Genomic DNA, 10,101 nt, shown 5'->3' on the forward strand with positions numbered 1-10,101 from the left:
ATCCGCGTACACCTCGGTCCTTTCCGCTGAGGCCGGGCGCTCCGCGCCGGGGCGCCGCGCCCCGGGCCGGTTGGTACAATTCGGGCAACCCATCAACAACGCCAACCCGCCCCGAGCCGCTCCCGCGCACGAAGCCGCGGTCGAAGCGAAGTCTCCGGGCAGCCCAAGGCCCTATGGACAAATCCACACTTTCGCGCGCCCGCGTTCTCGTGACGGGCGACGCCATGCTCGACCGCTACTGGTTCGGCGACGCCGAGCGCATCTCCCCGGAAGCTCCCGTTCCCGTCGTGCGCGTCAACCGTACCGAAGAGCGCCTCGGGGGCGCCGCGAACGTCGCCCTCAACATCGCGGGCGTGGGCGCCGCCTCGACGCTTCTTTCCGTGGTGGGCGACGACGAGCCCGGCCGCACGATCGACAAGCTGTTGCGCGAATCGGGGATCCGCCCCGAACTCCAGTTCGATCCGGGTCACGCGACGACGGTGAAGCTGCGCGTGGTCGCCCGTCAGCAGCAGATGGTGCGCTGCGACTTCGAGACCTGGCCCGCCGAAGAGGTGCTCCTGAAGCACCTCGGCGCCTTCGGGCGCCTGCTCGACGAGACCGACGTGCTCGTTCTCTCCGACTACGGCAAGGGCGGGCTCTCGCACATCACGAAGATGATCGAGGCCGCGCGCGCCCGAAAAATCCCGATTCTGGTCGACCCGAAGGGCGACGACTACGCGCGCTATGCGGGCGCCACGGTGATCACGCCCAACCGCTCGGAACTCCGCGAGGTGGTCGGCCGCTGGCGCGACGAAGCGGACCTGACCGAGCGCGCGCAGAACCTGCGCACGTCGCTCGGGCTTGAGCACCTGCTCCTCACCCGCAGCGAAGAAGGCATGACGCTCTACAGCGCCTCGGGCCAGATCACCGTTCCCGCGCAGGCCCGCGAAGTCTTCGACGTCTCGGGCGCGGGCGACACCGTGATCGCCGTTCTCGCGGCCACGCTCGCCACGGGCGTCCCCATCGAGGAGGCGGTCGCCGTCGCCAACAAGGCGGGCGGCATCGTCGTCGGCAAGCTCGGCACGGCCACCGTCAGCTACGACGAACTCTTCGGCAACTGATTCGATTTCCGTGCGCCCCTCAGGGCGCACCACATGGAAGCACTCACATGAGCATTCTCGTCACCGGCGCCGCCGGCTTCATCGGCTGCAACAACGTCCTCGCCCTCAACGCGCGCGGCATCACCGACGTGATCGCCGTCGACAACCTCGAAAAGAGCGAGAAGTTCATCAACCTCGCGAAGTGCCGCATTTCGGACTACTTCGACAAGCGCGACTTCATCGCCCGCGTGCGCGCCGGGACCGCCCCGAAGCCCACGGCGATCTTCCATCAGGGCGCCTGCTCCGACACCATGGAGCAGGACGGCGTCTACATGATGGAGAACAACTACCGCTACACGCTCGATCTCTTCCATTGGGCGCAGGAGCTCCGGATCCCCTTCATCTATGCGTCCTCGGCCGCCACCTACGGCGCGAAGACGGAGTTCGTCGAAGACCTCCGCTGCGAAGGACCCCTGAACGTCTACGGCTACTCGAAGTACCTCTTCGACCAGGTTCTGCGCCGTGAGATGCCCTTCCTGCGCGCCCCGGTCGTGGGTCTTCGCTACTTCAACGTCTACGGGCCGCACGAGCAGCACAAGGGCCGCATGGCGAGCGTCGCCTACCACCAGTACTTCCAGTACCGCCGCGAAGGGCGCGTCAAGCTCTTCGAAGGGTGCCTGGGCTACACCGACGGCGCGCAACTTCGCGACTTCGTCTACATCGACGACGTGACGAACGTCCTGATGCACTTCCTCGACAACCCGGTCTCGGGGATCTACAACTGCGGCACGGGCCGTGCGCAGCCCTTCAACGACGTCGCGCTCTCCGTGGTGAACAGACTCAGGGAAGCCGACGGCCGCGAAGAGCTCACGCTGGAGGAAGCCGTCGCGAAGGGCGAAATCGAGTACATCGCCTTCCCCGAAGCTCTGAAGGGGAAGTACCAGGCCTACACGCAGGCGAATCTCGAGAACCTGCGCGCCGCGGGCTGCGACGTGCCCTTCCGCACCGTGCAGGAAGGCACGCGCGACTACGTTCAGTACCTCCTTCAGGCCCACCCGGTGGAAGGCTGATGCGCCGCGCCGCCTTTCTCGACCGCGACGGCGTGATCAACATCGATCACGCCTACGTCCACACGATCGAAGCGTTCGAGTGGGTGCCGGGGGTGCTCGACGCCGCCCGGCGCCTTCACGACGCGGGCTTCGCGTTGGTCGTCGTCACCAACCAGTCCGGCATCGGGCGCGGCTACTACGACGAAGCCGCGTTCGGAAAACTCACCGACTGGATGAAGGCCGAGTTCGAACGCGCCGGAGCGCCGCTCGCGGGCGTCTTCTTCTGTCCGCACCACCCGGAAAAGGCGCTTCCCCAATACCGGCAGGCCTGCGGCTGCAGGAAGCCCGAGCCGGGGATGCTCCTCACCGCCGCCCGAACGCTCGGGCTCGACCTCACGAAGAGCGTCATCTTCGGGGACAAGCCGGGCGACTGCACCGCAGGTGCCCGCGCGGGCTGCCCCGAACGCGTGCTTTTGGGCACCGACGGGCGCGCGGCGCCCGAAGCGTCCGCGGACGCGACGCAGACCTTCCGCAGTCTTGCGGAAGCGGTCTCCTCTCCCTGGTTCACTCAGTTTGAAAAGGCCACACGATGAGCACGCGCCTTCCCGCCCCGGCATTTGAGTCGAAGATCTGCACGATGGAGGAGCTCGCCGAGCGCGCCGCGGCGCTCCCGCACCCCGTCGTCTTCACGAACGGCGTCTTCGACATCCTGCACCGCGGTCACGTGACCTACCTCGCGCAGGCGCGCTCGCTCGGGGCGAGCCTCGTCGTCGCGGTCAACAGCGACGCCTCGGTGCGCATGCTCGGAAAAGGCGACGACCGCCCGATCAACGCCGAAGCGGACCGTGCGGCCGTGCTGGCGGCTCTGGAAGCCGTGGACCTCGTCGTGGTGTTTCCCGACAAGGTCCCTCTGGAAGCGGTCCGCCGCGCGCGCCCCGACATCTACGTGAAGGGCGGCGACTACCGCGTCGAGGACCTCCCGGAGGCGAAGCTCGCCGCCACCTGGGGCGGGCGCACCGTCACGGTGACGTTCGAGCACGAACGCTCCACGACGGCGCTGCTCCGAAAGGTCCGCGGGATCAGTTGATCCGGAAGCCCCGCTTGCGGGCGAAGTGGACGGTGGCGTCCAAGAACCCCTGCTTGCACCCGCAGTCAAAGCGGGTGCCTTCGAAGCGGTGCGCCCAGCAGGGCGTGTCTGCGAGCGACGCGGAGATGCCGTCCGTCAGCTGAATTTCACCCCCGACGCCCGCTTCAAGACCGGCGAGGTGCTTGAAGATTTCGGGTTCGAAGACGTAGCGGCCGATCACCGCAAGGCGCGAGGGCGCCACGGCGGGATCGGGCTTTTCGACCATGCCGCGCATGCGCGCGGTGCGCTCTTCGGCGTCGTCGACGCTGACGATGCCGTACTTCTTCGTTTCTTCCGGCGCGACGTCCTGCACGGCGACGACGGAGCCGCCGCCCTGCGCTTCGCGCGCCTTGACGAGCTGACCCACGCAGGAGGAAGGCGCGTCGACCAGGTCGTCCGCCAACATCACCGCGAAGGGTTCGTCGCCGACGACGGGTTCGGCGCAGAGCACCGCGTGGCCGAGACCCAGGGCCTTCGGCTGACGGATGTAGATGCACTTCACGCCCGGGGGCACGATGCTCTTGACGATCTCCAGAAGTTCGTCCTTGCCCTTTTCGGCCAATTCGCGCTCGAGCTCGGGATAGGCGTCGAAGTGGTCTTCGATCGCTCGCTTGTTGCGGCCCGTCACGAAGATCATTTCGGTCATCCCCGCGGCGGCCGCCTCCTCCACGGCGTACTGGATGAGCGGCTTGTCGACGATCGGGAGCATTTCCTTCGGCATGGCCTTGGTGGCCGGCAGGAATCGCGTGCCGAGACCGTTGACGGGAAAGACGACTTTGCGGACGGGCTTCATGGGAATCCTCAGCTATCCCGGCGGACGACGGGTCCCCGGGTCAATGTTGGGTGACGGCGCGCGCGTTTCCGTGCAATCCTCTTACAATGGACCGCACCGACGGCGCCGCAGGCGCCGAGGAGCTTACCGCGTCGGCCGCCCGTTCGGCAACATCGCGGCCGCACGACATCCGGATCGAACACCATGCCCGACACTGCGCTCATCGCCATCGGCGACGTACAGGGCTGCCTGGAGAGCCTCGAAGGCCTCATCGAGCAGTTCCCCGACGACGCCCGCCTCATCTTCGTGGGGGACATCGTCAACCGCGGACCCGATTCGCTGGGAACGCTCCGGTTCGTGAAGAATCTGGGCCCGCGCGCGAGCGTCACGCTCGGGAACCACGACCTGCATCTTCTGGCGGTCGCGGCCGGGGCCGGAAAGCCCCACAAACGCGACACGATCAGCGACATCCTCGCGGCGCCGGACCGCGACGAGCTGATCGATTGGCTGCGCCGTCAGCCGCTCATGATCGAAGAGGCGGGCGTCGTGTTCGTGCACGCCGGGATTCATCCGCTCTGGCCCATCGAGCGCGCGCGGATGCTCGCCGCCGAGGCCGCCGCCGCGCTCTCGGGCCCGGACTGGGCCGCGTGGCTCCAGGGCATGTACGGAAACTCCCACTGGGAGGAAGGGATCGAAGGTCCCGCGCGGATGCGCGCGATTCTGAACGCCTTCACCCGCATGCGCTTCGTCGACCGGGATACGGGCGAACTGGACTTCGAGCAGAAGGAAGGCGTCGCGGACGCCCCCGCGTGGCTTCAGCCGTGGTTCGAGTTCCCGAAGAGGAAGTGCGGGGACCTCACGATCTGCTTCGGACACTGGTCGATGCTGGGGCTCATCAACCGCCCCAACGTCGTCGCGATCGACACGGGGTGCCTCTGGGGCGGGAAGCTGACGGCGGTGCGCTTCCCCGACCGCCGGTTCTTCGAAGAGCCCTGCCCCTGCTGGGCGGATCCCTTCGCCTTCAAGAAGAAGTGATCAGGCCTGCGCCGCAGGCGCCTCTTCCTTCACTTCTTCCTTCCTTTCCGCCGCGGCCGCACGCGCGAGGCGCTTCGCCTCGAGTGCGGCCGTCGCGTCTTCGACGCCCAGGGCCGCGGACATCACGCGGGAGGCTTCCGCGCAGATGTCGCGGCGCTCGCGCCCGGCGGCTTCGATGACCGGAAGCACCTGAATGTCGACGGCGAGGCCCGGCGTCGCGCAGATGTCCTTGAGGACCGTGAAGAGGTCGCGGTGCGCGTAGGAGACGAGCGTCGTCACGGCGCCGTCCTTCGTGTAGCGGAGCGTCACCGGAAGAATCGGGGCTTCCGCCGCCACCGCCGACGCGAAGAGGTTCGCGTGGAAGGGGAGAAGCCCTTCGCCCGTCCCGGTCGTCCCTTCCGGGAAGAAGAGCACGTTGCGGCCCTCCTTCATCGCGTTCGTCATCGCTTCGGCGATCTCCAGCACCGCGCGGCGGCGCGTGCGGTCGATGAAGATCGTGCCGGTGCGCTTCGAAATCAACCCGAAGACCGGCCACGAGGCGATCTCCTTCTTCGCGACGAAGCGCACGGGGAGCACGCAGGAGAGCGCGAAGATGTCGACGAAGGTGACGTGGTTCGAGCAGACCATGTAGCCCGGACCCTCGGACGCCCAGCCGATCGCCGCGGCGGAGGCGTCGGGCACCGTGCCCGTCACCCGCACGCGGATCCCCATCACCCACATGCTGAACTTCGCCAACGTGCGCGTGAGGCGCCCGCGGCCCGCGTTCCCGGCGATGGGAAAGAGCACGGTCACCGTGAAGAGGATGATCAGGATGAGGAGCGCGACGAGCGTGAGGCGCCAGGCCTTGCGGATCGAGGTCATAAAAGGAAAAGGAGAAAGGTCGGAGGGCGGACGTTTCAGTCGGCGTTCTCTTCAAAGTACTGCCGGAGAATCACCTCGGCGGCAAGATCGTCGATGCGGCCGCTCCCGTCGTCGGCTTCAACCGACGAGTAGCGTTCGTCGACTTCCTTGGCGGGACGGCGGAAGCGCCCTTCCAACTGACGCGCGAAGCGCCGGCAGCGCTGCGTGATCGTCGAGTCGGTGCCGTTGCCGTGAACGGGGACGCCCACGACGAAGAGCGCGGGATCCCATTCGGCGACGAGCGCCTCGATCGCCTTCCAGCGCGCGTCGTTCGTCTGCGCTCGGATGATCGTGAGCGGTTCGGCGGTCCGCGTGAGCGTGTTGCCGACGGCCACACCCGTGCGGGCGAGGCCGAAATCGAAGCAGAGCACCGTACCTTCCGTCATGAGTATCCCTATAAAAAAAGCCGATGCGCGGCCGGGAAGATGCCAAACCGCGCGGATCGGCGTATTTTATCGTCTTCGTCTTTTCCCGCGCCCGAAATCCACCCGGTCCGGGCGCCCCACGACCCCACACCTTCCGGAGTATGCCCAATGGTTGAGAACGTCCTTGATCAACTCGTCGAACGCTTCAGCGCGGGAGGCGCGCGTTTCCGCGTCATGCATCACGAAGCCTGCGGCACGTCGAGCAAGTCCGTTTCGGAAATCCGCGGGACCGAACTCGGCCAGGGCGCAAAGGCCCTTTGCTGCACGGTCAAGGGCAACGGCGTCAAGAAGCACGTTCTCGCGATCCTTCCCGCCGACATGCAGGCCGATCTCACGAAGCTCGCCCAGGCGTTCGGCGCGCGCCGTGCCTCGCTCGCGAGCCCCGACGAAGTGATGAACTTCACGGGCTGCGTCTTCGGCGCGGTCCCGCCGGTGAGCCTGCACCCGGAGCTGGAGATCGTCGCCGATCCGTCGCTCTTCACCCGGTACGAAGAACTCGTCTTCAACGCGGGCCAGCGCGACGTCTCGATCTTCATCAACACGGAAGACTACCGCCGCATCGTCGCGCCCCGCGAGGTCGAATTCCTGCGCGACGAAGAACCCACCCAGACGGAAGACAAATGATCGCCGCACAGTTTCAGGGCATGCTGGCGAATTCGCTCACGCCCATCACGCTCATCTCCGGCGTCGGCCTCATCATGCTCTGCATGACGAACCGCTACAACCACTCGACGGACCGCATCCGGCAGCTCATCAAAAAGCGCGAGGACCTCGGGCTCGCGGGCGAACCCGACATCGACCGCGAGATCCGGATCATCTTCCGCCGCGCGCTCTTCCTGCGCCGCGCGATGCTCTGCCTCTCGCTCTCGGCCCTGTGCTCGGGCCTCATGGTGGCGGCGAACGTCATCCAACACTTCAGCGGGACGAGCTTCGTGGCGCTCTCGAGCCTGCTTCTCGTGGCGGCGCTCCTTCTGATCGTCGTCTCCACGGCGTTCTTCTCGGTGGAGATCGGCGTGTCGCTCCATGCCCTCGGCATGGCGGTGAAGCACCTCCCCGGCAAGAAGCGCACGCAGCACTGAGGAGCGTGAATCATGGTCGACATCAACGAATTCAACCAAATCCTCGCCTCGTCGCTCACCCCGATCACGCTCATCTCGGGGGTCGGGCTTCTGATGATCTGCATGACGGCGCGCTACAACCACGCGACGAACCGCATCCGTCAGCTGATGGCGAAGCGCGCCACCGCCGCGGCGAAGTTCGAACCCGTGATCGACGCGGAGATCGACCTCATCTACGAGCGCGCGAGCCTCGTGCGCCGCGGGATGCTCTGCGTGGCGCTCTCCGCGGTCTTCTCGGCGCTGCTCGTCACGCTCTGCGTCCTGGCGGACTTCACCGACGTGAGTCTGCTTTACGTTGAGGGCGGGCTCCTCATGGGCGCGATCACGCTCATCGTCGTCTCGACGCTCTACTTCTCGGCGGAAATCAACCTGTCGCTCCACGCCCTCAAGATGGCGATCGACAACATGCCTCCGGCGCCGGAAGGTCCTGCCGGGCAAACCGAGAAGACGGAGTAAGGGCTTCCTTCGGGGTCGCGCCCCTCAGTGTGGGTGGCCCCAAACGAAGTAGAGCGCGCTCCCTTCGTTGCGGGTGCGCCCGAAGATGAGGTAGAGCGGCCCGATCACGCTGTCGAGCCCGACGTACGCGGAGGCGGACGAACGCCACTTGTCGTCGCCGCTCTCGGACCAGCCCGGATCGCTTCCGTTGTAGGCGCGGCCGGCTTCGAGCCGCCCGCCCACCCAAATCGGCGTGTTTTCAAGGAGCGGCGTCGCGAAGCGCCGCGCGAGCGCGATGCTCGCGTAGTCGTAGTCGGACCCGGTCCAGCGCCCTGCGGGCACGCCCGCCATGTTGAAGGCGCCGCCCAGACGGAAGGCGTCCGGCTGGGTCGAGCGTCCCTTTTCGACCTGAAGGAGCGCCGTCCACGGGCCCACGCTCCAGGGAACGAGCGCCTCCGCCATGAAGATGTAGGGCGAGCGCCCGTCGGCGTCGGCTTCGGTGACGAGCCCCTCCGCGGAGAAGAGATACCCCTTCGTCGGGAAGTCGACGTCGTCCAACGTATCGAACACCATCTGGCCGCCCAGGTAGCCCGTCGAGACGACGCCCTGTTCGTAGTCCATGTCCGAGACGCCGATCTCGCGCTTCGCTTTGGTGCGAAGCCACCCGCCCATCACGCCCGCGTGGCCCAACCCGGGGAATTCGCGGCCGAACATGACGTGGCCGTCGAGCACCTCGTTTCGCCACCGCATGATGGGTTCGCCCCCGCGGTAGATGTCGAAGGGCGTGCGCTCGTACGAGCCCTCCAACTCCACGAACCAGTTCGTGTTGGGGCCGATCGGCTGATAGAACTCGGTGAGGAACCGGTGCTGGTCGCCGAAGGCCGCTTCGTTTCGCCACTCCGCACCCCAGCTGTTGAGGAGGTGCCACGTGTGCGAGAAGATCACGTTGTAGTTGTTGTTCTCCTCGAAGTCGGTCTCCAGGGAGCCGCCGATCCGCACCGTCGAATAGCCTTCTTCACGCTCCTGGGGTTCCAAGACCAACACTTCGGTCGAGCCCGGGCCGGGTTCGAACCGGTACTTGAGGCTGCTGAAGTAGCCCTCCGCCCAGACGCGGCGGGCGCCCTGTTCGACCTCTTCGTTCGTGACGGGCTTGTTGAGCGGAATGCCGGTCGCCGCGATCACGCGCTCGGGCGTCACCATGTCGTTCCCCTCAACGCGCATCGCGCTGATGACGTGCTCGGTGCGTTTCGGTGCCTCGGTGATGAGGTTTCGGCGCTCGGCGTCCCAGGCCGCCCACTCGGCGCGCGGGCGCGCGAGGCGCTCCAACGCTTCGGCGTGGGTCTGCGCGGCGGTCTCCCCGGCGCGGATGATGTCGGCGCTCTTTTTGAAGTCCGTGCTGGAGAGCCCGGTCAGATCCGGCGTGATGAGGATGTCCCGGTCGCCGAGCGAGCGGATCGAGCGGCGCACGTTCTGTTCGGTGAGGATGTTCACCATCTGCGCCATCACGCCCACGACGGACTGGAGTTCGTCGCGGCCCGAGAGCGGCGTCCCGACGTTCACCGCAATGATCACGTCCGCGCCCATCTCGCGCGCCAACTCCACCGGAAGGTTGTCGACGAGGCCGCCGTCGACCAGCATGTGGTCGCCGACGTTCAAGGGCGCGAAGGCGCCCGGCACCGACATCGAGGCGCGCATCGCGGTGCCGAGGGTACAGTTCTTCTGCATGACGATGCGCTCGCCCGTGATGAGGTCGGTGGCCGACGCCGCAAAGGGAATCGAGAGGTAGGAGAGGTCCTCCACCATCGAGACGATCCCGGTGTGGCGCATGAGGAAGATGTCGAGCTCCTGCGAGGGCACGATCGCCTTGGGGAGCCGCGCCCGGCCGTCCGCCGTGATTTCGATCGCGGCGGAGGAGAGCCCCTGGAAGTCTTCGGCCTTCCTGCGCCACGGGAGGAGTTCGCGCTCCGGCCGGACCGCGAGCATCTGGTCCCAGTCGACCGAGAGCACGATCCTCTCGATCTCCTCCGCGGTGTAGCCCGCCGCGTAGGCGCCGCCTACCATCGACCCCATCGAGGTGCCGGTGACGACGTCGATTCTGACGCCCAGGGTTTCGAGGACCTTGAGCACGCCCGCGTGCGCGAACCCGCGCGCGCCGCCGCCCG

At 66.9% G+C, this 10,101-nt stretch carries 12 protein-coding genes; 8 read left to right on the top strand and 4 right to left on the bottom strand.

The window, feature by feature from the left end:
• Positions 1-173: 173 nt before the first annotated feature.
• From rfaE1 to rfaE2, 4 genes are read left to right on the top strand one after another with little or no spacing between them, the layout of a single operon-like run.
• Positions 174-1,100, top strand: a complete 927-nt coding sequence (rfaE1, locus tag HMPREF9440_RS08070; protein WP_008543191.1) for a D-glycero-beta-D-manno-heptose-7-phosphate kinase — start codon at positions 174-176, stop codon at positions 1,098-1,100.
• Between the two features lie 47 nt (positions 1,101-1,147).
• On the top strand, positions 1,148-2,149 hold the full coding sequence (rfaD, locus tag HMPREF9440_RS08075) for an ADP-glyceromanno-heptose 6-epimerase (RefSeq protein ID WP_008543192.1): 1,002 nt from the start codon (positions 1,148-1,150) through the stop codon (positions 2,147-2,149).
• Entirely contained in the window at positions 2,149-2,721 is a 573-nt protein-coding gene (gmhB, locus tag HMPREF9440_RS08080) for a D-glycero-beta-D-manno-heptose 1,7-bisphosphate 7-phosphatase (protein WP_008543194.1), read from the top strand. The genes rfaD and gmhB overlap by 1 nt, the downstream gene beginning before the upstream one ends.
• Complete coding sequence (gene rfaE2 / locus HMPREF9440_RS08085) at positions 2,718-3,215, top strand: D-glycero-beta-D-manno-heptose 1-phosphate adenylyltransferase (RefSeq protein ID WP_008543196.1); 498 nt, start codon at positions 2,718-2,720, stop codon at positions 3,213-3,215. The genes gmhB and rfaE2 overlap by 4 nt, the downstream gene beginning before the upstream one ends.
• On the opposite strand, the gene galU is transcribed toward rfaE2, so the two are convergent.
• The gene (gene galU / locus HMPREF9440_RS08090) at positions 3,208-4,047 is read right to left on the bottom strand and encodes a UTP--glucose-1-phosphate uridylyltransferase GalU (RefSeq protein WP_008543198.1); all 840 of its coding nucleotides are present in this window, start codon (positions 4,045-4,047) and stop codon (positions 3,208-3,210) included. The genes rfaE2 and galU overlap by 8 nt on opposite strands.
• 183 nt (positions 4,048-4,230) lie before the next feature.
• Here galU and HMPREF9440_RS08095 point away from each other — a divergent pair, with 183 nt between their 5' ends.
• On the top strand, positions 4,231-5,061 hold the full coding sequence (locus tag HMPREF9440_RS08095) for a symmetrical bis(5'-nucleosyl)-tetraphosphatase (RefSeq protein WP_008543200.1): 831 nt from the start codon (positions 4,231-4,233) through the stop codon (positions 5,059-5,061).
• On the opposite strand, the gene HMPREF9440_RS08100 is transcribed toward HMPREF9440_RS08095, so the two are convergent.
• Together HMPREF9440_RS08100 and ruvX are read right to left on the bottom strand one after the other, a co-directional pair.
• Positions 5,062-5,922: a lysophospholipid acyltransferase family protein gene (locus HMPREF9440_RS08100; protein ID WP_008543202.1), complete on the bottom strand. Its 861-nt coding sequence runs from the start codon at positions 5,920-5,922 to the stop codon at positions 5,062-5,064.
• A 35-nt stretch (positions 5,923-5,957) separates the two neighbouring features.
• The gene (gene ruvX / locus HMPREF9440_RS08105; protein ID WP_008543203.1) at positions 5,958-6,347 is read right to left on the bottom strand and encodes a Holliday junction resolvase RuvX; all 390 of its coding nucleotides are present in this window, start codon (positions 6,345-6,347) and stop codon (positions 5,958-5,960) included.
• Positions 6,348-6,494: 147 nt separating this feature from the next.
• Here ruvX and HMPREF9440_RS08110 point away from each other — a divergent pair, with 147 nt between their 5' ends.
• The 3 genes from HMPREF9440_RS08110 to HMPREF9440_RS08120 are packed head-to-tail and all read left to right on the top strand — an operon-like array spanning position 6,495 to position 7,960.
• Complete coding sequence (locus HMPREF9440_RS08110; protein ID WP_008543204.1) at positions 6,495-7,010, top strand: YbaK/EbsC family protein; 516 nt, start codon at positions 6,495-6,497, stop codon at positions 7,008-7,010.
• Positions 7,007-7,465 carry a DUF2721 domain-containing protein gene (locus HMPREF9440_RS08115; RefSeq protein WP_008543205.1) on the top strand — a complete coding sequence of 153 codons (459 nt, stop codon included), beginning with the start codon at positions 7,007-7,009 and terminating at the stop codon, positions 7,463-7,465. Before HMPREF9440_RS08110 ends, HMPREF9440_RS08115 begins: the two co-directional genes overlap by 4 nt.
• A gap of 12 nt (positions 7,466-7,477) precedes the next feature.
• Entirely contained in the window at positions 7,478-7,960 is a 483-nt protein-coding gene (locus HMPREF9440_RS08120) for a DUF2721 domain-containing protein (protein ID WP_008543206.1), read from the top strand.
• A 24-nt stretch (positions 7,961-7,984) separates the two neighbouring features.
• Here the strand turns inward: HMPREF9440_RS08120 and HMPREF9440_RS08125 are convergent.
• Positions 7,985-10,101, bottom strand: a 2,117-nt coding sequence (locus HMPREF9440_RS08125; protein ID WP_040764955.1) for a patatin-like phospholipase family protein, incomplete at its 5' end; no start/stop codon positions are given.

This window comes from Sutterella parvirubra YIT 11816 (assembly GCF_000250875.1).
Taxonomy (GTDB): domain Bacteria; phylum Pseudomonadota; class Gammaproteobacteria; order Burkholderiales; family Burkholderiaceae_F; genus Sutterella; species Sutterella parvirubra.